Source organism: Hymenobacter coalescens, assembly GCF_054783195.1.
In genome coordinates this window covers 33,883-55,564 of record NZ_BAAGRA010000003.1, presented here as the reverse complement: position 1 = coordinate 55,564, position 21,682 = coordinate 33,883, and the positions used below count along the sequence as shown (strand labels likewise).

Genomic DNA, 21,682 nt, shown 5'->3' with positions numbered 1-21,682 from the left:
AATGCCGAATCCGAAGAAAATCCCGGCGGAAGACCTCCGCAACGTGGAGATACAAGACATGGTAGCCGAGGGCAAGTGCCTGGTGCGCCACAACAACCTGGTCATTTTCGTAGCGGGCGTGGCGCCTGGCGACGTGGTGGACCTGCGCGTGACCCGCTCCAAGAAGAGCTACCTCGAAGCCGAGCCCGTTTTCTTCCACAAGTACAGCGAGCTGCGCGTGCAGCCCTTCTGCCAGCACTTCGGCGTGTGCGGGGGGTGCAAGTGGCAGCACCTGGGCTACGAGACGCAGCTCATGTACAAGCAGCAGCAGGTGGAAGACACGCTGCAGCGCATCGGCAAGGTGGAACTGCCCCCCATCCAGCCCATCATGGGCTCGAAAGAAACCACCTATTACCGCAACAAGCTGGAGTACACCTTCAGCTACCAAGGCTGGCTGACCTCGGAGCAGATCAAGGACGAGACCAAGCAGTACGACCGGCGCGTGCTCGGCTACCACCTGCCCGGCCGCTTCGACAAAATCATCGACATCGAGCACTGCTGGCTGCAGCCCGACCCCTCGAACCAGATCCGCCTGGCTTTCCGCGACTACGCCCGCGAAAACAACCTGCGCTTCGGCAACCTCTTCAAGCACACCGGCCTGCTGCGCACGCTCACCATTCGCACGGCCAAAAGCACCGGCGAGGTGATGGTAGTGGCCCAGTTCTACCGCCAGCACCAGCTGATTCCGACCATTCTGGACTACCTGCTGGAGCAGTTCCCCCAGGTCACGTCGATGAACTACGTGCTCAACGACAAGGGCAACGACTCGCTCGATGGTCTGGAGGTGGTGTGCTACAAGGGCACGCCCTACATCCACGAGGAGATGGAAGGCCTGCGCTTCCGCGTGGGGCCGAAATCCTTCTACCAGACCAACTCCGAGCAGGCCTACGAGCTGTACAAAGTGGCCCGCGAATTCGCCGGCCTCACCGGCCAGGAGCTGGTGTACGACCTCTACACCGGCGCCGGCACCATTGCCAACTTCGTGGCCCGGCAGGCCCGCGAGGTTATCGGCGTGGAGTACGTGGAGCAGGCCATCGAAGATGCCAAGCTGAACTCGGAGCTGAACGGGGTGCAGAACACCCGCTTCTACGCCGGCGACATGAAGGACGTGCTCACCAAGGACTTCACCGACCAGCACGGCCGCCCCGACGTCATCATCACCGACCCGCCCCGCGCCGGCATGCACGTCGATGTGGTCAACCGCCTCATCGAGCTGCGCGCCCCGCGCGTGGTGTACGTGAGCTGCAACCCCGCCACCCAGGCCCGCGACCTGGAGCTGCTCGCCGACACCTACCGCGTCACCCGCGTGCAGCCGGTGGACATGTTCCCGCACACCCACCACGTGGAAAACGTGGTGCTGCTGGAGCTGAAGTAGGCATGACCCGGCGGGATTGGGCAACGTCTATCCGGACAGGCGTGCTGGTGCGCAAACGTGACTGGGTGGCCGACATCAGCGGGCTCGTGATGGTATCAGCCGGCTGGGCTACCTGGACGTTTTTGCTATTTCAGCCAACCAGCCTAACCAATAAAGGAATACTGTGGGTGCTGGTCGCCCTCAGTGTTCCGCTTTACGCGGGGTATTGCTTGCGGCACGAAAACGACTTGACGGTTCTCCAAACAGGTCTTGCGGCTGCTGAAAACCGAGAAATAGCCGAGTCCGTCATGCAGAAGCTTGGCTGGGAGATTTTCTCCCACTCGCCGTACACCATTGTAGCAGGAGCCAGCAACAATCCGTGGTGGGGTGCCGGCCAAACGGCTACCGTCTTGGTGGCCGACGATAGGATGTACGCCAACGTGGTGCACGGTGCCACCATAAAGGGCCGGCTGCCTTTCTATTTTGGCTCTAATCAGCGAAAATTGAAGCGCTTGGTCGCGTCTATGCAAGCCCTGTCGTACTGATAACGCCAATTGCTATTTGTAGCTTACACCAACGTCCTCCCAAGTGAAATGACGTATGCTTTCTGGTGCTGGCAGCCCATACTGACGGCGTCCTCACGATGCTTTCCTTGCTCAGCGGCTACGGATGCACCCGCGACGCTGAAGCCATTGTCCAAGAAGGCTTGCGTGGTACAGATAAAGAAGCTGATGTTTGGTTTGCATATGACTTAAGCTGCAACACCAACTTTCATGTAGACTTGGCCAACGATAACGAAGACAGTCAGTAAAAGCATCCGATGAATTTTCTGAATGGATTCATCTGATAACTGCCATTCAATGCTGCCTAAAGAAAATTGAAGTAGAATATTGAGTTGGCTGTTAACTAATCCCGATGGACCGCTTCAACGGCCCTAAACTCAACGGCGGATACTTCTTCTAGCTCATTAAGAGGGGTGCTGCCGAAGCAACCCCGGTCCTAAAGCTTACAACCCGCCCTGGCTTCTGGCAGATATGAGCTTCCAGTACCCCAACCTAAGCAACGAGCAGGTCGCTGAATCCATTCGCGACAACCGGCTGGCCATTCCGCCCAATTGGTCCAGCAAGGTATTTGCCGCGTTGCTTTTCTTGGTGTATTGGGGCTTCTGCGGGTATTTTGCAGTGAACGGCACCACCGCCCTTTACCGTACAATTGCCCTCTTGCTGTTCCCCTTTCTGGGCTGGCTGTTTTTCTACGCCGTGTACTGCCAGTGGCAGGAAAACCGGTTGACAATCCTGGAAACCGGACTGAGCGCTGCGGACAATTGGCAGCTGATGGTAACGGTTTTTGAAGAGTTAAACTGGAATATTCAGCAAAACACCCCGCAGGTAGTACGGGCTTTTACCGACGGCTACATCAGCCAAGTCGGCATTGCCTTAATTCAGCCAAACAGGGTTTTGCTGAACGTTTTACATATTGGTCACCGCCGAGGGAGGCTTCCTTTCTCGTTCGGCCAGAACAAAAAAATGCTGCAAAGGCTCATTTCCCGTATCCACCAGCACCTGGCCGCAGCCTAATTTTACCCCCACATGGACTACGCCAACGACCCCGAGCTGAGCGGCAAGTACCTCGGCACCATCACCAAGGACTTCGCCATTGTGGCCGATACGCTGAAGGAAGCCTCCTACCAGATTCGTCGCAACGACATCAAATACCCCATTTTCATCTTCTCGCGCGTGCCCGTGCCCTTCGGCTCCCTGCTCCTCTCCCCCGAGGAAGTAGCCACCGAGTGGTACGTGCTGGCCTCCTACCTCGACGTGTTCGTGCAGCAGGGCCTGGTGGCCGCAGAGCACATCGAAGACTTCCAGCGCGCCTACAAAGACCCCGACGAGTTCTGCTGCCTGTTCGTGGTGGATGGCGAGTTCACGAAGTTCGTCTTCGTGCCCTACCCGGAGGATTAAAAACGCGAATATCGAGTTCCGAGGCAATGGCACATACGACTACGGTCGGCACAAATTCACCAATTCCAAACGCCATAAAGTCGGAGTACCCGCGGTTATTCTCCCCAGTCCATATCCCGATTAGCTGTTGGCCGATGATCCATTGTAAATGAAGCAATGGATGATCGGCCAAAGTGCTTACACCCGTTGCCAATAACTCGGATATTATTTCGTCGGTGTCAAAATCAATATTCAGCCGAATACTATGTGTCTCAAGCTGTAACTCCAGTGCTTCTATACTCAAAGCTGAGCCTTCGCTTGCAACCTTCGCAAAAACGCCGCGGATGGATTGTCCAGCAGCTGGATCGAATGGGTTGATCATAATAGTATTATCTAAGGATTAAACAAAGTGGTGCCACGGCTTAAAGCCGTGGCACCATTGCATTTCTACTACCGCCCGAAGTGTGACCAGCCCTGCGCCCGCAGCGGCACGGCGTTGCCGCCTTTAGTGGCTAGGATAGCGCCGTCCGAGGCCTCGGTGATTTTGCCGATGATGGTGACGTCGGGGTGGTTTTTGAGCTTGTCGAAGTCCGACAGCGGCACGGTGAAGAGCAGCTCGTAGTCTTCGCCACCGTTGAGGATGCACATCACCGGGTCGAGGCGGAACTCGTCGGCCACGTCGTACACCTGCTGGTCGGCGGGCAGCCGGTCGGAGAAGATGGTGGCGCCTACGCCCGAAGCGGCGCACAGGTGCATGATTTCCGAGGCCAGCCCGTCCGACACGTCGATCATGCTGGTGGGTTTGATGTCCAGGTCGCGGAGCATGTGCACCACGTCCATGCGAGCTTCGGGGCGCAGCTGCCGCTGCACCACGTAGTCGTAGGTTTCCAGGTTCGGCTGCGTTTCGGGGTCGGCCAGGTAAGCCTGCTTTTCGCGCTCCAGAATCTGCAGGCCCAGGTACGCGGCGCCTAGGTCACCGGTGACGCAGATCAGGTCGTTGACCTGCGCGCCGGAACGCCGGGCCGCCTGCCCGCGGGCCACCGTGCCCAGCGCCGTCACGGATACCACCAGCCCACCGCGCGAGGCGGTGGTGTCGCCGCCCACCACGTCGACGCGGTAGGCGTCCGAGGCCAGACGCACGCCGTCGTAAAACTCCTGCACGGCTTCCACCGAAAAGCGGCTGGGCAGGGCCAGGCTCACCGTAATCTGCGTGGGCAGCGCGTTCATGGCGGCAATATCTGACACGTTGACGGCCACGGCCTTATAGCCCAGGTGCCGCAAGGGGCAGAACGCGAGGTCGAAATGCACGCCTTCGACTAGCAGGTCGGTGCTGACCACGACTTCGTGCTCGGCGGGCGGAGCCAGGATGGCCGCGTCGTCGCCGATGCCGAGCACGGTGCTGGGTTGGCGCAGGGTAATGGTGTCTTGAATGAGGCGAATCAGGCCGATTTCGCCGACTTGATTGAGGGGAGTGACTTGTTCGGACATAACTATGGCACTACGGTGCGAGGCCGCAAAGGTAGGGCGCGGCCCGGCGGAATTTATCAAGTCGCTGGAACTGCCGCGGCGGCTGGCGTAGGAGCCGTAGGCGTCGACGAATCAATGCCTTTACCCCAACGTTTCAGGAGCCATAGACCAGTATTAATAAGCTACCAGCTCTTCGGTGTCTTCGCTGATCCGCTTTGGCGAAACCCTACATCCGCTGGCAGGACACCAACCGGCGCGAAAAATGGTGAAAATGAAAAAGATAGTCGTACAATGCCAGGCCGTGTCAACGTAAACACGCTTAAATCCACAACACGCACTTGCTAACGAACGTTAGGAACCATACATTTGCTTGCACCTAGCCCGATGGAAACCTCCTCCCCCACCCTTTCCCGCAAAGCCCAGATTGACCAAACGGCCACGGCCCTGTTTCGGCAGCGCGGCTACGCGGCCACGAGCATGCGCGAACTGGCCGCCGCGCTGGGCATCGAGGCGGGCAGCATTTACTCGCACATCCGCTCCAAAGAAGAGCTGCTGCACCGCATCTGCTTCCGGGTAGCGGATCAGTTTATGGCCGGTCTGCGCAGTGCTACCGCCGACGAGGCCGCTCCGGCCGCTACGCACCTGCGCCGCGCCATTGACAGCCACGTGCGCGTGCTGATTCACGACACCGATGCCTCGGCCGTCTTTCTGCACGAGTGGCGCCACCTGAGCGAGCCGGCCCTGTCGGAGTTCGGGCAGTTGCAGCGCAATTATGAGGCGGCTTTCCGCGACATGATTGCCCGGGGCGTAGCCGACGGCGCGCTGCGTACTCCCGACCCGGCTTTTGCCACCCTCACGCTATTTGCCAGCCTGACGTGGCTGCCCAACTGGTACCGGCCCGATGGCAAGCTGGGCCCCGACCAGATTGCCGAGCGCCTGACCGACCAACTGCTCGGCGGCCTCGCGGCCGGCTGAGCCGACCATAAACCTGAGCGCAGCGGGAGGCCTGGATGAGCATTCCCCCCTGCTTTTCCCCGTATTCCGGGCGTCCTGCTGCTGCTCTCGTTTCCTTCTCGCTAACGTCCCTCGCGCCGTTAGTAGCTTATACAAGCTGCCCGCGCACGAACTGCGGCTACGGCTCAGCTGCTCACGGTTTTTCGTACGTAAGTAGCCTTACCCCAGGCTTCGCCAGCGTGGGCCCGAAATTTGCGGAAATTTTCTACGCCCCTGGGAATATCCTGGCTTGGGGGCGCGTTTCATGGCTGCTATGCGAAAACTGCTGATCTACTTGCCGCTGCTGATGCTGGTGGCGGCGGCCTCTTGCCGCAAAACTGCCGACACGCCGGCACTCGACCCTACTTCGCCGGCAGCCGCTCGGGCCCAGCTGGCGGTGTTGCGCGACACGGTGAACAGCCGTTGGAAACAGATGATGGACAGCGACAACCAAAAGCTGGTGGCCACGACGGCGGTGCTGCAGACCGTGAAGCAGCTGCCGGGCACCGACAAAGCCCAAGCCGACCAATTACGTCAGGCCAACGACCAACTGCTGGGCCTACGTTACGACCAACAGACCATGGCCGAATCGGCCAAGATCGACGCTTACGACAACGCGCAGACCCAAGTGCTCAACGCCGTGTACGATTTGGTTCAGCCCCAGTTGGAACGCAGCGAAGAGGTACAGGCGCTGACCGAAACCATCAAAGAAGCCGACAGCCAGGTGGTGGGCTACCGCGTCCGCTACGACCAGGCCGCTAAAAGTTACAATCAGTACCTGCAGATGCACGGCGAGACGCTGAAAAAGGCGGGCCGTAAGTATGCCCAGCTGCAGCCCTTACCACTGTTTGAATTGAAGCCTTAGTGTGCTCTGGCTTCCTGATTTGCTTCGGCCCGCAGGATTCTGCGGGCCTTCTTTATGCCGTGGCGCAGCGCTGTGCGCACTGGTGCAACCCTTAGGCCACCGGCCGCACTCTACTGGTTGTCCTTTACTTCTACTTCCCTTCGTGATGCGTCGCCGCTTCCTGCTCCTGTTTGCTGCTATCGTGCTGGCGCTGGCGTACAGCTGCCGGAATGCCGCTGAAACGCCTGCGCCCGAGTGCCAAATCCCGGCTACTATCCGCGACCTGAGGGGCTTCGACGGCTGTGGTTTCGTGCTGGAGCTCGACAACGGTAAGCGGCTGGAGCCGCACGGTGCCCTTTGGGAAAACTACGCCAAGCACGACGGTGAACGAGTGACCATTAGCTACACCGCCGACCCCGTCCCGAGCATTTGCATGGTGGGTGCAGGCGTCAGGCTGGCGTGCGTTCAGCAGCTGAACCGCTGCGGTACACCAGCTCCCGATTCCGGAAATTAACCAAGCCCCGTGGTAGCCATGCGTCGCATCCAATCCTGCTTGGTACTGGTCGCGGCGACAGCAGCCTGGAGCTGCCAAACGGTGCCGATGACCTGCATGGAAACGCCGACTCCGAGCTGTACGATTAAAGCCCAAGTAGAGCTGCCGGACTGCAACATGGCTGCCTGCGCCCTGCACCCCGTCGTGTTGCTGGTTGTCGGTGACAGCCTGCGCATACGGCCTACTGGCGCTACCCGGGAGGCTTACCGAACCTCCGCGGGGCCAGGCTGCCCCAACAGTTGCTGATCCGCTACGAGCTGCAGCCCACCAGTGCCGCGTATACCTGGACGGATGGCCGAATTGACTGCGTAACCGACGCGCCGCAATAATTTCACCAGGGGTATTGAACGCCAAGGGCCGGACTGCATGCAGTCCGGCCCTTGGCGCTTGAAGGAGTACAGCTGCTCAGAGCTGGGCCATTTCCGTGCGCACGAAATCAGCGAGGCTGCGCAGGTAGTCGGTGCTGAAATCGAAACGGATGCCGGCCGCCTCGTAAATCTCACCGATGGTAGCCGTGTAGCCCAGCGCCAGGGCGCGCTTGTAGGCATCCAGCCCGGCCTGCGGGTCGTGGCGGAAGTTGCGCCACACGGCAATGGCCCCGAGCTGCGCCATGGCGTATTCGATGTAGTAGAAGGGCACTTCGTAGAGGTGCAGCTGCTTCTGCCACAGCCAGGGCTTGTAGGCCTCCAGGCCCTGCCAGCTGACAGTGCGCTGATTGAATTCGTCGAACACGGCCGTCCAGCGCTGCTGCCGCTCGGCGGGCGTGTGCTGCGGGTTCTCGTACACCCAGTGCTGAAACTTGTCGATGGTGGCCACCCAGGGGAAGGTTTCAAGCACCGATTCCAAGTGGGTTTTCTTGGCCCGGCGCAGCTCGTCCTCGTCACTGAAGAACACGTTCCAGTGGTCCATCGAAATCAGCTCCATGGACATGGAAGCCAGCTCGGCTACCTCGCTTGGGGGGTGCTTGTCGGCGCCCATGGGCAGGCGGCGCGTCAGGAAGGAGTGCACGGCGTGGCCGCCTTCGTGGAGCATCGTGATGACGTCGCGCAGGGAGGAAGTGGCGTTCATGAAGATGAACGGCACGCCGGTTTCGTCCAAGGGGTAGTTGTAGCCGCCGGGGGCCTTGCCCTTGCGCGATTCGAGGTCGAGGTGCCTCATTTCGCGCATGGTGGTGAGGCAGTCTCCCAGAAACGGATCGAGGCGCTGAAACACGGTGATGGTCTTTTCCAGCAGCTCCTGCCCGGTTTCGAAAGGCCGCAGCGGGGCTTTGCCGGAGGCGTCCACGTCGAGGTCCCAGGGGCGCAGTTCGGGCAGCGCCAGGTCCTGCCGTCGCTCCAGGTCCAGTTCGTCGATGAGCGGTACCACCGTCTCGCGAATGGCCCGGTGGAAGGCAAAGCAGTCCTCGGGCGTGTAGTCGAAGCGGCCGAGGGCGGCAAACATGTAGTCGCGGAAATTGGCGAAGTCCGCGTTCAGGGCCATTTGGTGGCGCAGCCCGATGAGCTGGGTAAACAGCGCGTCGAGCTTCTGCGCGTCCTGCACGCGGCGGTCCTGAATGGCCTGCCAGGCCTGCTCCCGCTTCGCGCGGTTGGTGTCCTTGAGGCGGTCGGCGGCGCGCTGCAGGGTCATTTCCTCCCCGTCGAGCGACACCGTCATGGCGCCCACGATGGCGGCGTACTCCTGCTGCTTGGTGCTGATGTCCGTCTTGAGCGGAATGTTTTCGGCGCGGTAGATTTCCAGGGCGCGGCGCACGGAGCGCAGGAAGATGCGGTAGCGCGCGGGGTCCAGTTCGCCGGCGTACGGCGAGGTCACCAGCTTTTCGTTCAAGGCGTGGTCGTAAGGGGCTACCTGCGGCTCGATTTCGCTTACGAAGTACTGAAACGCCTCGGCCCGCGGCTGGTCCTGCGTGTCGCAGGTCATGCGGATGTAGCGCCAAGCCAGGTCTTCGCTGAGCACGGCTTCCAGCTCGGAGCGGTCGAGCAGCCACTGCTCCAGCTCGGCGCCGGAGCCGATGGTCCGGTCGCGCAGTTCAACGAAAAACGGCTCGATGGCAGCCCAGTCGGTGACCGAAAACGACTCGGGCAGGTAATGCCGACGCGGCCGGGTGCTAGAGGTGACGTCGGCGGAAATTTCCAGAGGAGAGTGAATCATGGGCTGGTTTGCGGCGGGCGGAAAGGCGGGCGGTTGAGAACCTGTATCGTACGCAAAAAATCCAGGAAGAGTACGGGACCGGGCCCAAAAACTACCTAATCGATTTCAATGACCACGTCATCGGTCAGCGGGTGGCCTACGCACATGAGCACGTAGCCCTGCTGGATTTCGCGGTCCGAAAGGCCTTCCCGCTCATCCAGGTGCACTTTGCCCGAATGACACTTGCCCCGGCACGCCGTGCAGAGGCCGGCCTGGCAACTGTAGGGCAGGTCGATGTCCTGGTCGAGGGCGGCCTCCAGCATGGTCTGGTGGGGCTGCACCTCCACCTCGTACTCGGTGCCTTCGTACTGAATGGTGACCTTGCGTGCGGTTACCTCGTTGGTGTCGTTGGCCGTGACGGTGCCGTGGCCATCGGGCTGGGTAGCGGCGGCTTCGGCCGAGTCGGCCGAGGCCACGAAACTTTCGCGGCGGATGCGGTCGGCGGGCACGCCCAGCAGTTCTAGAGCGGCTTTGGCCTCGTTCATCATGCCTTCAGGGCCGCACATGAAGTACTCGGCTGCCGCGGGCGGAAAGGAGTGCCGCTGCTCCAGCACTTTCAGCAGCATGGTGCGGTTCAGGCGGCCCGTGTGCTGGTGCGCGGCCGGCTCGGGCGCCGCCGAGCCGCCGAACAGGCGCCCGAACATGCCGCCCGACTTAGCCGCCGGCTTGGGCTGGCTGAACACGTGCTCAACCTGAAAACGCCCGGCGTACTGCTGCTCCAAGGCCTCCAGCTGACGGCGGAAAATGACGGTTTCCTCGTTGCGGTTGCCGTACACCAGCAGCACGTGGCTTTGCGGCTCCTGCTGCAGCACGGCTTTCAGGATGGACATCAGCGGGGTAATGCCCGAGCCGGCGCCGATCAGCACCACGGAACGGGCCTGCTGCGCGTCGCACTCCACCGTGAAGGTGCCCATCGGTACCATGGCTTCCAGCGTCTGGCCCACGCGCACCGTGTCGAGCAGGTGGTTGCTCACCAGGCCGCCGTGCACGCGCTTGACCGTTACGGAAAGGCGCGGTGCTTCGCTGGGCGTGCTGCTCAGGGAGTACGAGCGTCGCTCCGGGCGCTTACCCGAGCCGCAGGGCACTATGAGGGTCAGAAACTGGCCGGGCTGGCAGGCAACGGGTTGCCGGTCGGGGCGCTCCAGGTGGATGGTGATGGCGTCGTCGGTTTCGCGGGTCAGCTCCACGACGTTCAGGGTCAGGTAAGGACTCGTGCTCATGCGGTTCTCGGCCGGCGCTGCCGGCGGGCGAAAACTAAGGTTCGGTGGGAAGAAAAACGTGCCAGCGCCGATGCGACGGCGGGCCTGCAAAATACGGCAAAAGCAGGGGAAAGGGTAATTCGGCCCCATCTTCGCGGCGGCTGATAGTTGTCAGGTTCGGCCAGCCGTGCGTCGCAAGACGAGCCGTTTGCTTGCCGCTCCTTTTGCCTATCCCGTCCATAACCACCAAGTTCCCATGACTGTTTCCCCGCTTACCGAGCTGCTGCGCCGCCACGCGGCCGATTTTGGCCCCGTGCTGCCCGTTGATTTGAACGCTGCCGACGTGACGCGGCTGGACTTTACGGCCGCCAACCCCGCGTTGCTGAACGCCGACTTGCGCGATACGGCCGCCTTCGACGCGCTGGTGCAGCAGTTGCTAGCCGCGCGGCAGGCCCGCGTCGGGGTGGGCGGCTACCTCGAAAACCGCGTCATCTATCGCCGCAGCCCAGGCCTGTTCGGCGACGTGGCCCTGCCGGCCCGCTCCCTGCACCTCGGCGTCGACGTGTGGCTGCCCGCCGGCACGCCCGTACTGGCGCCGCTGGCCGCCACCATCCACAGCGTGGCCGACAACAACCACTTCGGCGACTACGGCCCCACCGTTATTCTGCAGCACGAGCTGGAGGGCACCACGTTCTACTCGCTTTACGGCCACCTCGGCCGGGCCGAATGCCTTCCGCTGCGCGCCGGGCAGCCCCTGGCGCGGGGCGAGGCTTTTGCCACCGTGGGGCCTTGGCCCGAAAACGGCGACTGGCCCGCCCACCTGCACTTTCAGCTCATGGCCGATCTGCAGGGCCGCAGCGGCGACTTTCCCGGCGTAGCCCTGCCCGAGGAAAAGGCCTATTGGGCCGCGCTGTGCCCCGACCCGAACCTGGTGCTCCAATCACGGATTCTTGCGGATTAGACGGATTTCACGGATTTTGTGGACGATTGTTGTTCAATGAAAAGGCCACGGCTTGCAGCCGTGGCCTTTTTTTATCTCACATTTAGGTTACGTGGTTTTTTAGGAACCGCTTGTAAACTAGGCTGCCTTGCCCAAAGTTGATTAGCAGTCCAACTTCTAGCTTATATGCGTGGAGGTAATTGATGATTTGGGCGTGATGAGCAGTTGTAAGTTCATTGGTGGCTTTCAATTCAACCAAGACAGTTTCGGCTACCAGAAAATCAACACGACGGGCACCGACTTCTACGTTCTTGTAATAAACCGGCAGATGTATTTCGCTGGCAAAATCAAGCTTGGCTTCCTCTAATTCAACAGCTAAACTGCGCTGATAAATAGCCTCCGGAAACCCACTGCCCAAAGCCCGGTGTACGCTCATGGCGCACCCGATTATCCGGTGAGTTAGCGCGTTATGGCGAATATCGAGCAACATAATTCACGAATTGAAGGCACGAAGTAATCGTCCACAAAATCCGTGAAATCCGTCTAATCCGCAAGAATCCGTAATCAGTCGAACTTAATGGCTACGACCGGCTTGATGCGCGCAATCAGGTAGGTCGGGATGAGCACGGCCAGCTGCGAAGTCACGAACACGGCCGCGTTGATGAGCAGAATTACTTCCGGGTCCCAGTAAATGGGCACGCGGTCCATGTAGTAATTCTCCGGATCGAGCGGAATGGGGTGAAAAAAGTATTGAATGGTGCAGAAGCCCAGCCCCACCAGGTTGCCCCAGAACATGCCCTTGAGGGTCAGGTTCAGCCCGCGGAAGAAGAACATGTGCCGGATCTGGTTATCCGTTGCGCCCAGGGCTTTGAGCACCCCGATCATGTTCGTGCGCTCCAGGATCATGATGAAAATGGTGGCAACCATGTTGAAGGTAGCCACGAAGATGATCAGGATCAGGAAGATGATGACGTTGCGGTTCAGCAGCTGCAGCCAGTCGAACAGCTGGGCGTACTGGTCGGTAATCTTGTCCAGCTTCAGGTCGTAGGGCAGCGAGTTGAGGATGTTGTCCGAGACCGGGTCGAGCTGACGGAAGTCCTTGAGCACCACCTCATAGCCGCCGATCAGCGAATCGGGCCAGGCGTTCAGCTCCCGGATCTGGCGGATGTCGCCGATGACGTACACCTCGTCGAACTCGTCGAGGCCGGTCTGGTACACGCCCGCCACGGTGAACTTGCGCACCCGCGGCGGGTTCTGGATGAAATAGAAAATGGCGTCGTCGCCCACCTTCAGGCGCAGCTTGTCGGCCATCTTGCGCGAGAGCAGCACCCGGTCGGAGGCGCTGGAATCGGGGAACGTCAGGAACGTGCCGGCCACCATGTTCTGGCGCATCGGCGAGGGGCCGTTTTCTTCGTCGATGCCCTTGAGCACCACGCCCATCACCTCGTCGCGGGTTTTGATGATGGCCGTTTTGCGAGCAAACGGCTGCATGGAATTCACCTGCCCGTAGCGCCGCAACTCCTGCGTCAGCTCCGGCCCGTTGATGGGCTCCACCTCCAAGGAGTTGTTGTTGTCGTACTTGCTGATCGTCAGGTGCGCGCCGAACGAAAAGATCTTGGCCTGGATTTCGTTACGAAAGCCCTCCAGAATGGCAAACGACACCACCATCACCGCCAAACCCAGGGCGATGCTGATAATGGCAATTTTGGTTACCGACGAGGTGAAGGACCCCGAATCGGAGCCTTCAATCTTCTGGGATATGTACCGCGATACGTTCACTGGGCGTAAAGCTACGCGAAGCCGGCTAGTTTTGTGAATTCTGTCACTGCACCGATGTCAACGATGATTTCTTTGGTTCTGCCCGCCTGGAGCGCGCTTTTCCTGCTGCAAGGTTCGGCCTGTACGCCAACGCGTCCGGCAACGTTGCCGCCCGCCGCTACCTCGGCCGTAAATAAGTCGGTCCCTGCGGCTTCCGTTCCCGCGCCGGCCGGGCTGCAGGTCGGGGCCGCGCGCTTCGATGAGTACCTGCCGCGCCTGAAAGGCAAGCGCGTGGGCGTGGTGGTCAACCAAACGTCGGTGGTCGGCCGGGCCCTGCTGCCGGATACGCTGCTGAGCCGGGGCGTCAAGCTCACGGCCATCTTCGGGCCGGAGCACGGCTTCCGCGGCGAGGCCGCCGACGGGGCCACCATCAAGGACGGCAAGGACGCCCGCACGGGCCTGCCGGTGCGCAGTCTTTACGGCGCAACCAAGAAGCCTACGGCCGACATGCTGCAGGACGTGGACGTGCTCGTGTTTGACATTCAGGACGTGGGCACCCGCTTCTACACGTACATCAGCACCATGCACTACGTGATGGAGGCCGCCGCCGAGCAGGGCAAGGAAGTCATCGTGCTCGACCGCCCGAACCCCAACGGCTGGTACGTCGACGGGCCGGTGCTGGAGCCCCAGCACAAGTCGTTCGTGGGCATGCACCCCATCCCGGTGGTGCACGGGCTGACCGTGGGCGAGCTGGCCCGGATGATCAACGGCGAAAAGTGGCTGGCCGGTGGTAAGCAATGCCCGTTGACGGTGGTGCCCGTGCAGGGCTACACTCACGCCGCGCGCTACACGCTGCCGGTCCGCCCCTCCCCCAACCTCCCCAACGCGCACGCCGTGTCGCTGTACGCCACCATGTGCCTGTTTGAGGGCACCGACGTGAGCGTGGGCCGCGGCACCGACTCGCCCTTCGAGGTTATCGGCGCCCCGACGCAGCCCGCCACGCGCCCCTTCAAGTTTACGCCCCGGCCCAATGCCGGCTCGCCCACGCCCCCGCAAAACGGCAAGCTCTGCTACGGCGAGGACCTGCGGCAAACGGGTAACGACATGGGCTTCACCCTGCGGTATCTGATCGACTATTACCAGCAGAGCACCGCCAAGGACAAGTTCTTCGGCAAGTATTTCGAGCAGCTCACGGGCACCCGCTCGGTGCGCGACATGATTGTAGCGGGCAAGTCGGAGCCGGAAATCCGCCAGGCATGGGAGCCAGTGCTGGGCCAGTACAAGGCGATGCGCAAGAAGTACCTGCTGTACCCGGATTTCGAGTAATTCTTTTAAGCGCCGCTGCGGTGCCCTAACCCTGGCCGGGCTGTGCGCCCGGCCAGGGTTTTTTATGGCCGGCGTGATGACCATTCTTTACTTTTGCGCGCTCCTTTCCAAGCTGTCTATGCCCGAATCTGCTCCCCTCCGCATCGTCTTCATGGGCACGCCCGAGTTTGCGGTGCCCACCCTCGAAGCCCTGGTGGGCTGGTCCGGCTGCCGGGTGGTGGCCGTCATCACCGCGCCCGATAAGCCGGCGGGCCGGGGGCAGAAACTAGCTGAGTCGGCGGTGAAGCTGGCGGCCGTGGCCCACGGACTGCCGGTGCTGCAGCCCACCAACCTGAAGGCACCGGAGTTTCAGCAGGAACTGCGCGAGCTGGCCGCCGACCTGCAGGTGATTGTGGCCTTCCGCATGCTGCCCGAGGCGGTGTGGAGCATGCCGCGCCTGGGCTCCATCAACATCCACGCCTCCCTGCTGCCGCAGTACCGCGGCGCGGCGCCCATCAACTGGGCCCTCATCCACGGCGAGCAGGTCACGGGCGTCACGTCCTTTTTTCTCCAGCACGAAATCGACACCGGCAACCTGATTTTTCAGGACGAAGTGGCCATTGAGCCCGCCGACGATTTTGGCTCGGTGTACGAGAAGCTGAAACGTGCCGGGGCGGCCCTGGCGCTGCGCACGGTGCAGGCCATTGCGACCGGCACGGCCCCGAGCATCCCCCAGCCCGACCGCGGCGACCTGCGCCCGGCCCCTAAGCTGCAGAAGGAAACCGGCCGGCTGGACTTCGCGCAACCAGCTCAAAGCTTAGTGAACCTCATCCGGGGCCTCTCGCCCTGGCCCACGGCCTTCACCAACCTGCCCGATGGCCGCGGCCTGAAAGTATTCCGCGCCGCGGCCCGGGACGGTGCGCCGTCGGAGGATGTGCCGCCCGGCCACTGGCTGACCGACGGCCGCAGCTACCTGCGCGTGCAAACCGCCGAGGGGCAGCTCGACCTATTGGACCTGCAGCTGGAAGGCAAAAAACGCATGCCCGTCGCCGACTTTCTGCGCGGCTTCAACGCTTCGGCGCTGAATGGCTAAAAGGCAGGCCGGGTTCCGAACGCCCTGCCGCCGCACGAGCCGCCCTGCCGTCCTGTCTTCATCCACCTATTCCCATCTGTTCTATGACCGCCATTGTAGTAGCCCGGGCCGATAACGGCGTTATCGGCCATCAGAACCAACTGCCCTGGCACCTGCCGGCTGATCTGCGTCATTTCAAGCAGCTTACTTCAGGGCATCCGGTGGTCATGGGGCGGCGCACGTTCGAGAGCATCGGGCGGCCACTGCCCAACCGCCGCAACATAGTGGTGACGCGGCAGCCGGAGTGGCAAGCCGAGGGCGTGGAACCGGCGAATTCGGTGCTGGGTGCGCTGGAAATGGCCCAGCAGACCAATGAGCAAGTGTTCGTCATCGGCGGGGCCGAAATCTACCGCGCCGCCCTGCCCGCGGTGGATACCGTGTACCTGACGGAAGTGCACCACGCCCCGGAAGGCGACACGGTGCTGCCCGATTTTCCGGCGGAGGTATGGCGCGAAGAGGCCCGCGAACGGCACGAGCCCGACGAGAAACACGCGTACGCTTTCAGCTTCGTCACCCTGCGGCGCCGCTAACGCTTCATCGGAGCAGGCCGGGCATCCGCGCTTCAAGCAAACTCTATCCGGTCTGGTTCAGCCAACCAGCCTGACAAAAGCAAGGGGCCACGACTGCGGTAGTCGTGGCCCCTTGGCGTTATTCGAATGATGGCCTAGCGCAGCAGCACCAGCTTGCCCCAGCCTTTCTTGAAGGCCTTGTCGGCGGCGGTGGCCCGGTGCTCGTAGGGTTTGTCCGCATCGTCCATCACCACGCGGTAGAGGTAGGTGCCGTTGGCCAGTCGGTCGCCGTACTCGTCGGTGCCGTCCCAGGCATACTCGGTGATGTTGTTGCCGATGCGCAGGTTGCCCAGCTCGGCCTGCATGATTTCGCGCACCACCTTGCCCGACAGGGTCAGGATCTGAATCTTCATGTTGCGCGGGGGCGTGGTGCCCGTCAGCGTAAACACGAAGCGCGCCCGGTTGGTAATCGGGTTCGGGTACGGGAAGATGTTGCTGATCGAGGTTTTGTTGACCACTTCAAACGTGACGGCGTAGCGCTGGGCCGATACCTGGTTGTCGTTCATGTCGCGGGCCTGCACCTCCAGCTTGTACACCCCGTCGTCGAGGGTGCCCGGCGTGTAGTACACGCGGCTGCGCTGGGCGGCGGCATCGTTCACAAATCGAATCTGCGCGGTGTTGGTCATGCTCACCTGCTCGGCCACCTGGCTGCCCGGGCGCGTCAGGAACACCTGCACCTTGTTCGGGTCGGTGAGCGGACGGCGGCCGTCTTCGTACTTCACGTCCACCAGAATTTCCGGGCTGGCCGATACGATGTCGCCGTTCAGGATATGCGCCCCGTCGAAGGCTACATCCAGCACGGGCGCCACGGTAATGGTCGGGGCCGTGAAGCTCAGGTTCAGCTCGTTGTTGTAAGTCACCAACTCGGGCAGGTTTTGCGAGTTGGCGATGATGCGAATGGTCGCGTCGCCACGCAGCGCCGCCACGTTCAGGCTGAAGTTGTACACCGCCGTCGAGTCGGCCCGGGGCAGACGCGAGAAGCCAGCTACGCGTGACGCACGGATGGAAACCGTGTCCACCCGCCCGCCGGCGCGGGTTTCGGTGATGACGGCCTGCGCGCGGGTCAGGGCCGGGAAGTCGACGCTCGACACGTTCTCGAAATACACGGGAATGGAGAGCACGCCCGAATTGGCCGCGGCGGCGCTGAGCGTAGCCGGGCTGTAGGCATTGGCCGGGATGCGGGGGTGGTCGCGGCGCACCACGCCTTCGGGCACGCCCCGGTAGGTCACCAGCCACTGCTTGAGCTGGGGCGGCGTGAGGTTGGTGGTGTCACGCAGGTCGGCTTCCAGCTGCAGGTACGGATACTGCGTGGCGCTTACCCCGGCCAGCGAGAAGCTGGAGCTGGTGACGTTCTGCTGGAGCACCGTGCGCGTGTTGTTGCGGTCGTAGCCGATCAGGCGGAGCGTGTAGCTGTCCGCGGCTTCGGGCTTCTTGATGGTGTGGTACAGCGTCTGCCACTGCTGGGCCGGGCCTACGCGGGTGCTGACCACCGTGCCCGAGCCCACGCGGGTGCGCAGAGTCGTGTTCAGGCTGATGGCCTGATCGTAACGCGGCGTAGAGCTGCTGGCCGCGAAAGTTGCTTCCTGGCGGTCATTGGGAAACCCTTTGTGCAGCATCATCACCAGCGGGTCGCCGTCCTGGGCCGTGTTGATGAGCTGCGAGCCCATGGCTGCCAGAGCGGCCTTTACGGCGGGGTTCATGCTGCTGAAGTTCACGCGGTTTACCGAAACCAGGGCCACATAAGCTCCGTCCGGCACGTTCTGCAGCAGCCGCAGCAGCTGCTGCTGACGCGCGGGGGTGTTCACGTCGTCGGCCAAGTCGCGGAAGTCGGCGCTGGCGAAGTGGAAGTACGTCGTGGAGCCTACCTGGCCGCAGGTCTGGTAAGGACCACCCGGCAGGCTGTTGAGCTGCCGCAGGTTGCGCCCTTCAAACACGGCCACCATGATGTTGGCCTGCTCAATAACGTTCAGACCGCGCCATACCCCGCAGTTGTCAACCCGCACGGAGTTGCCGTTGGGCTGAATACCGTAGGTCAGCTGGAAGGTAGCGGGCGTACCAGTAGCACCCCCGCCAGCCGTAAGTAGCTGCACCGGCACGGTGCGTTCGGCAAATTCCCAGCGGCCCGACGGAGCCGCCTGGCTGATGCCGCGCTTTTCCGTGCTGGCCATCTGGCCATAGTGGCTCTGCGACCAGCCTTCCGGGCTGTTGTTGATCAGCCGGAAGGAACTCGTGGCCCACGACACATCCAACCCAGCCGGAGCCCCGACGGGCGAGAAACGGAAACGCCAGTAGTAGACTACCGAGTCGCGGCCGGCCGTGGGGGCGGGCAGGTTGGGCGTCCAGCTGGCGACATCTAGGCCCTGCACGGTTCCCGAGCGCAGCGGCGCGGCAAACGTGGGGATGGTGTCCAGTTGGAATTCGTAGCTCAGCGGCTGCGTCTGGGCCAGGTTGCTCTGCCCTACCAGGCGCACGTTGGTGCGGTTGACGATGGCAAACTCCGGCGGGTTCAACGCCGTGACCCCGCCGTTGAGGAAGTTGAAGTCAAACGTCGTCGAGTTGTTGTTCTCATTTAACTCGTCGATGACGTTGGGGTCGTCCAGCTTCACGGTGAAGGTGTTGCGGCCCAGCACCGAGACATTGGCCGGATTCGTCAGCTGAATCACCACCGTGGTGTCGCGGCGGAAGTACGGAATGGTGTCCACCGTGACGGGGAGCGTCACGGGCGGGTTGCTATTGACGGTGCGCGCCACGGTGATACGCAGCGGCACCCGCTCGATCTTGCCGGGGTTGCTCAGGCGCAAGCGCACGTTGAAGCGCGGTGAGGTGGCCAGCACCGGCCCGCTGCCACTGGCCTCCACGGTGGCCGCGTTCTGGGCAAACTGGTAGTCCGGTGCTTCCGGCGCAAACATCACCAAGGCCGGGTCGCCCTGCCAAGCGGTATTCATCAGCATCGTAACGCCGTAGTACGGGCTCGTGGTTGCCAGGCCAGTGGCCAGCAAGCGCCGGTTGACCTCGGCCTGAAGCACCGTAATGGGTTTGCCGTACCAGTTGGCTTCGTTGAACAACAGCTTGTATAGTTCCTGCGCGTATTGATGCAGTTCTCCATCAATACCAAAATCGGTTTCGGCCAAGAAACCAACGGCGCCTTTGTTGGCCGCCAACACCCAGTCTTCGCCAATCGATCCGCCAATGGGATTGGGCGTGTTGATGGTCGAGTACCCCCCGATGGTGTAACTGCTGCCTACGGCACAACCAAACGCAAAGAATACCGGGTATTTCCCGCGGTTATTGTAGGTGCTGGTCGGATCGAGTATCTCCGTTGGCATCAGGTTCAGGTACCGCGTCGAGCCGTGCCCGAAGTAGGTAATGAGCGACAAGCCGGCATTTACCTGCGGGGTGATGTCCACCACCACCGGCGAGCCGCCCGTGGTCGTGTTGTAGAGGTTTTGCACCCGTCCCCCAAAGAAGGGCGCTTCCGCTTTGCGCTGGTAGTCGCGCAGGAAAGCCTGGAACGTAGCGTGTTCAATCAGCGTCTGGCCACCGGCCATGTGTAGGATGTTTTTCCGCCAGGGTTCTGGGCCTAAGGCTTCGTGCTCCTTGAGTTTGTTCAGGTAGTTGAGCACTTGCTCGGCACGGATGGCGGCCACGCGCCCGACCGGAATTCGGGGAATGTAAGAACCGGTTTCCCAATCAGCCGTGAAGAAAATGTCAGAGCCGCCCCGGGTGCTGGTTGGCACTAGGTCCGGGATGACTGCCCGCCGGGCCGCCGTTTCGCGTCGGTATGGGAGCGTGAGGGGCCACACCGGGTCGGTGTCGCGGGTGCCCAAGTCCTCGGTGATGAGCACGCCTTTGCCCAGCAGCAGCAGGTAACGATCCGTACGCGGCGCCGTGAGCATAAACTTGGCGAAGTGGCGCACCGCCAGCGGTGACCGTTCGCCGTAGTGAAACTGGTCGTAAAGCTGGTCGGACGTCACCACCAGTGTATCGTACGCCAAGTGGTTGGGGCCAGCGGTAGCCCGGTACTTGGCGTACTCGCGCACGGGGTTCACCCCGTTTACGGGCCGCATCAGCAGAGCATGCGAAACAATCAGGAAGTTGTGGCTGGCGGGGTTGATGGCACGAAACCGGACGCGCTGAGCAGGCAGCGGCACTAACGACTGGGCCTCATCGAAGAGCAATAGGTGGCGGGTACGGCCATTGGCTGCCGGAAAAAGGTACCCGCGCTGCGTGCCCGCCAGGGCAATGCCCGTGACGCGCTGCACGTTGTTCGGGTCGGTTACGTCAAAGCCCCGCACCGTTGCCGGCACGTTGCTGAGCTGGTAGTACGCCGGTCCGGCCAAGGTAGAATCGCTTCGGAAGGCTAGTTGGCGCTGCCCTGCCGTCCAGTTGGGCTGCTGGGGAAAGGTGATTCGCACATGCGGGGTTCTGAACCGGTCGGTCGGCGTAGCGGCCGCGTTGGTCACGGCCCAGCGCACGTATACCACGCCGTTGCTGCCGATATCGGAGCGCTGGATGGGGAACACCACGCGCTTTACCTCGTAGCGGTTGTAGGTCACGGTGCCCAGGCTGCGCAGCGCTGTGGTCGTGGGGCCCACGGAAATGGTGGTGTTGTGCGTCACCGGGGAGCTACCCACCAGCACCACCTCCAGTTGCGGGGAAGCGCCGCTGCTGGCCACCAGCGCCAGCGAGTCCAGCGACAACGTCAGGATTTCGTTGGGGTCCGGAATATTGGGGTCTACCCGGCCGCGCATCGTCGTCATGAAGCCTTCCGCTTCATCGGCCCACGGCACGTAAGCCGTGTGCCCGTCGATCTGGCCGTACATGTAACTGGCTTTGAAAATATCCAGCTGCTGGCCCTGCCAGTTGGCATGGGCAGTAGCGGCGCTGGTAGCCGGCTCGGCCATGTCACGGCCGTTGGTCGTGGCCGACCATGTCAGGAAGTACGCGGCCGTGTCGGTGAAGAGGCTGTAGAGCTTGTTGGGCTGGTGCGCGGCGGCTTTGTACATCTCCCGGTCGAGCAGGCCGTCGTTGCGCTGGCCGTAGAACTCGATGTAGGTCGAGGCATCCAGCTGGGTGCGGTTGCCGCCGATGTAGCGGGCCACTTCGCGGCCGCGCCGCCACACCTGAATGCGCTGCGGGCTCACGCCCGTGATGCCGGCGCGGTTGAGGTAGTTGTAATCGAGGCGGTAAAGGCCGTCGCGCAGCACCTTTACCTTGTAGTAGGTCTGCGCCGGGTTGATCCACTCGTTACCGTAGGGACCCGACTGGGCCTGCGCCGTAGCCGTCAGGCCCAGCAGCAGCAGTAGCACTCCTAACCAGCGCCTGAATCCGCGGGTGTATAGTTCGTTCATAGTCAATTGACGTAATGGCAAGCGTGTACGCACGTTGTGTATCCGCGTTGA

The 21,682-nt window shown here is 62.0% G+C and carries 19 protein-coding genes; 12 read left to right on the top strand and 7 right to left on the bottom strand.

The features are described 5' to 3' along the window. Window position 1: 1 nt before the first annotated feature. From rlmD to ACYVKQ_RS02420, 5 genes are all read left to right on the top strand, one after another. Window positions 2-1,414 carry a class I SAM-dependent RNA methyltransferase gene (rlmD, locus tag ACYVKQ_RS02440; RefSeq protein ID WP_460575512.1) on the top strand — a complete coding sequence of 471 codons (1,413 nt, stop codon included), beginning with the start codon at window positions 2-4 and terminating at the stop codon, window positions 1,412-1,414. A gap of 41 nt (window positions 1,415-1,455) precedes the next feature. Continuing rightward, window positions 1,456-1,938, top strand: a complete 483-nt coding sequence (locus ACYVKQ_RS02435; RefSeq protein ID WP_460575256.1) for a hypothetical protein — start codon at window positions 1,456-1,458, stop codon at window positions 1,936-1,938. Window positions 1,939-2,036: 98 nt separating this feature from the next. Then, window positions 2,037-2,204 carry a hypothetical protein gene (locus tag ACYVKQ_RS02430; RefSeq protein ID WP_460575254.1) on the top strand — a complete coding sequence of 56 codons (168 nt, stop codon included), beginning with the start codon at window positions 2,037-2,039 and terminating at the stop codon, window positions 2,202-2,204. Window positions 2,205-2,427: 223 nt separating this feature from the next. After that, window positions 2,428-2,970, top strand: a complete 543-nt coding sequence (locus ACYVKQ_RS02425; protein ID WP_460575252.1) for a hypothetical protein — start codon at window positions 2,428-2,430, stop codon at window positions 2,968-2,970. 12 nt (window positions 2,971-2,982) lie between these two features. Next, window positions 2,983-3,354, top strand: coding sequence for a hypothetical protein (locus ACYVKQ_RS02420; protein ID WP_460575250.1), 372 nt, complete (start codon window positions 2,983-2,985; stop codon window positions 3,352-3,354). Here the strand turns inward: ACYVKQ_RS02420 and ACYVKQ_RS02415 are convergent. Together ACYVKQ_RS02415 and thiL are read right to left on the bottom strand one after the other, a co-directional pair. Continuing rightward, window positions 3,317-3,715, bottom strand: a complete 399-nt coding sequence (locus tag ACYVKQ_RS02415; RefSeq protein ID WP_460575248.1) for a DUF6334 family protein — start codon at window positions 3,713-3,715, stop codon at window positions 3,317-3,319. The two genes, ACYVKQ_RS02420 and ACYVKQ_RS02415, sit on opposite strands and share 38 nt — an antisense overlap. Before the next feature lie 68 nt (window positions 3,716-3,783). After that, window positions 3,784-4,821: a thiamine-phosphate kinase gene (gene thiL / locus ACYVKQ_RS02410; RefSeq protein WP_460575247.1), complete on the bottom strand. Its 1,038-nt coding sequence runs from the start codon at window positions 4,819-4,821 to the stop codon at window positions 3,784-3,786. Window positions 4,822-5,184: 363 nt separating this feature from the next. Here thiL and ACYVKQ_RS02405 point away from each other — a divergent pair, with 363 nt between their 5' ends. From ACYVKQ_RS02405 to ACYVKQ_RS02395, 3 genes are all read left to right on the top strand, one after another. Continuing rightward, window positions 5,185-5,775, top strand: coding sequence for a TetR/AcrR family transcriptional regulator (locus ACYVKQ_RS02405; RefSeq protein ID WP_460575245.1), 591 nt, complete (start codon window positions 5,185-5,187; stop codon window positions 5,773-5,775). Window positions 5,776-6,067: 292 nt separating this feature from the next. After that, window positions 6,068-6,658 (top strand): LemA family protein, encoded by a 591-nt coding sequence (locus tag ACYVKQ_RS02400; protein WP_460575243.1) that lies wholly within the window; start codon window positions 6,068-6,070, stop codon window positions 6,656-6,658. Between the two features lie 145 nt (window positions 6,659-6,803). Continuing rightward, window positions 6,804-7,151, top strand: a complete 348-nt coding sequence (locus ACYVKQ_RS02395) for a hypothetical protein (RefSeq protein ID WP_460575241.1) — start codon at window positions 6,804-6,806, stop codon at window positions 7,149-7,151. A 444-nt stretch (window positions 7,152-7,595) separates the two neighbouring features. Here ACYVKQ_RS02395 and ACYVKQ_RS02390 read toward each other — a convergent pair whose 3' ends face one another. Together ACYVKQ_RS02390 and ACYVKQ_RS02385 are read right to left on the bottom strand one after the other, a co-directional pair. Next, window positions 7,596-9,338: a M3 family oligoendopeptidase gene (locus tag ACYVKQ_RS02390; protein WP_460575239.1), complete on the bottom strand. Its 1,743-nt coding sequence runs from the start codon at window positions 9,336-9,338 to the stop codon at window positions 7,596-7,598. Between the two features lie 95 nt (window positions 9,339-9,433). Continuing rightward, a complete protein-coding gene (locus tag ACYVKQ_RS02385; RefSeq protein ID WP_460575237.1) occupies window positions 9,434-10,597 on the bottom strand; it encodes a 2Fe-2S iron-sulfur cluster-binding protein in 1,164 nt (387 codons plus the stop codon). A 235-nt stretch (window positions 10,598-10,832) separates the two neighbouring features. On the opposite strand from ACYVKQ_RS02385, the gene ACYVKQ_RS02380 reads away from it, so the two are divergent. Next, on the top strand, window positions 10,833-11,537 hold the full coding sequence (locus ACYVKQ_RS02380) for an aminotransferase class III-fold pyridoxal phosphate-dependent enzyme (RefSeq protein ID WP_460575236.1): 705 nt from the start codon (window positions 10,833-10,835) through the stop codon (window positions 11,535-11,537). Window positions 11,538-11,619: 82 nt separating this feature from the next. On the opposite strand, the gene ACYVKQ_RS02375 is transcribed toward ACYVKQ_RS02380, so the two are convergent. Next, window positions 11,620-12,006: a GxxExxY protein gene (locus ACYVKQ_RS02375; protein ID WP_460575234.1), complete on the bottom strand. Its 387-nt coding sequence runs from the start codon at window positions 12,004-12,006 to the stop codon at window positions 11,620-11,622. A gap of 74 nt (window positions 12,007-12,080) precedes the next feature. Continuing rightward, window positions 12,081-13,295: an ABC transporter permease gene (locus ACYVKQ_RS02370; protein ID WP_460575232.1), complete on the bottom strand. Its 1,215-nt coding sequence runs from the start codon at window positions 13,293-13,295 to the stop codon at window positions 12,081-12,083. Window positions 13,296-13,358: 63 nt separating this feature from the next. On the opposite strand from ACYVKQ_RS02370, the gene ACYVKQ_RS02365 reads away from it, so the two are divergent. The 3 genes from ACYVKQ_RS02365 (at window position 13,359) to ACYVKQ_RS02355 (ending at window position 16,241) form a co-directional block, all read left to right on the top strand. Next, window positions 13,359-14,600 carry an exo-beta-N-acetylmuramidase NamZ family protein gene (locus tag ACYVKQ_RS02365; protein WP_460575230.1) on the top strand — a complete coding sequence of 414 codons (1,242 nt, stop codon included), beginning with the start codon at window positions 13,359-13,361 and terminating at the stop codon, window positions 14,598-14,600. A gap of 118 nt (window positions 14,601-14,718) precedes the next feature. Further along, window positions 14,719-15,672, top strand: coding sequence for a methionyl-tRNA formyltransferase (gene fmt / locus ACYVKQ_RS02360; RefSeq protein WP_460575228.1), 954 nt, complete (start codon window positions 14,719-14,721; stop codon window positions 15,670-15,672). An 83-nt stretch (window positions 15,673-15,755) separates the two neighbouring features. Further along, window positions 15,756-16,241, top strand: a complete 486-nt coding sequence (locus tag ACYVKQ_RS02355; protein WP_460575226.1) for a dihydrofolate reductase — start codon at window positions 15,756-15,758, stop codon at window positions 16,239-16,241. 134 nt (window positions 16,242-16,375) lie between these two features. Here the strand turns inward: ACYVKQ_RS02355 and porU2 are convergent, their stop codons facing one another. Continuing rightward, the gene (gene porU2, locus ACYVKQ_RS02350; protein ID WP_460575224.1) at window positions 16,376-21,631 is read right to left on the bottom strand and encodes a putative type IX secretion system sortase PorU2; all 5,256 of its coding nucleotides are present in this window, start codon (window positions 21,629-21,631) and stop codon (window positions 16,376-16,378) included. Between the last annotated feature and the right edge of the window lie 51 nt (window positions 21,632-21,682).

Bases quoted from the DNA above. Each gene is read 5' to 3' on its own strand.
- rlmD (WP_460575512.1), top strand. From the start codon at position 2: ATGCCGAATCCGAAGAAAATCCCGGCGGAAGACCTCCGCAACGTGGAG.
- ACYVKQ_RS02430 (WP_460575254.1), top strand. From the start codon at position 2,037: ATGCTTTCCTTGCTCAGCGGCTACGGATGCACCCGCGACGCTGAAGCC.
- ACYVKQ_RS02425 (WP_460575252.1), top strand. From the start codon at position 2,428: ATGAGCTTCCAGTACCCCAACCTAAGCAACGAGCAGGTCGCTGAATCC.
- ACYVKQ_RS02420 (WP_460575250.1), top strand. From the start codon at position 2,983: ATGGACTACGCCAACGACCCCGAGCTGAGCGGCAAGTACCTCGGCACC.
- ACYVKQ_RS02415 (WP_460575248.1), bottom strand. From the start codon at position 3,715: ATGATCAACCCATTCGATCCAGCTGCTGGACAATCCATCCGCGGCGTT.
- thiL (WP_460575247.1), bottom strand. From the start codon at position 4,821: ATGTCCGAACAAGTCACTCCCCTCAATCAAGTCGGCGAAATCGGCCTG.
- ACYVKQ_RS02405 (WP_460575245.1), top strand. From the start codon at position 5,185: ATGGAAACCTCCTCCCCCACCCTTTCCCGCAAAGCCCAGATTGACCAA.
- ACYVKQ_RS02400 (WP_460575243.1), top strand. From the start codon at position 6,068: ATGCGAAAACTGCTGATCTACTTGCCGCTGCTGATGCTGGTGGCGGCG.
- ACYVKQ_RS02395 (WP_460575241.1), top strand. From the start codon at position 6,804: ATGCGTCGCCGCTTCCTGCTCCTGTTTGCTGCTATCGTGCTGGCGCTG.
- ACYVKQ_RS02390 (WP_460575239.1), bottom strand. From the start codon at position 9,338: ATGATTCACTCTCCTCTGGAAATTTCCGCCGACGTCACCTCTAGCACC.
- ACYVKQ_RS02385 (WP_460575237.1), bottom strand. From the start codon at position 10,597: ATGAGCACGAGTCCTTACCTGACCCTGAACGTCGTGGAGCTGACCCGC.
- ACYVKQ_RS02380 (WP_460575236.1), top strand. From the start codon at position 10,833: ATGACTGTTTCCCCGCTTACCGAGCTGCTGCGCCGCCACGCGGCCGAT.
- ACYVKQ_RS02375 (WP_460575234.1), bottom strand. From the start codon at position 12,006: ATGTTGCTCGATATTCGCCATAACGCGCTAACTCACCGGATAATCGGG.
- ACYVKQ_RS02365 (WP_460575230.1), top strand. From the start codon at position 13,359: ATGATTTCTTTGGTTCTGCCCGCCTGGAGCGCGCTTTTCCTGCTGCAA.
- fmt (WP_460575228.1), top strand. From the start codon at position 14,719: ATGCCCGAATCTGCTCCCCTCCGCATCGTCTTCATGGGCACGCCCGAG.
- ACYVKQ_RS02355 (WP_460575226.1), top strand. From the start codon at position 15,756: ATGACCGCCATTGTAGTAGCCCGGGCCGATAACGGCGTTATCGGCCAT.
- porU2 (WP_460575224.1), bottom strand. From the start codon at position 21,631: ATGAACGAACTATACACCCGCGGATTCAGGCGCTGGTTAGGAGTGCTA.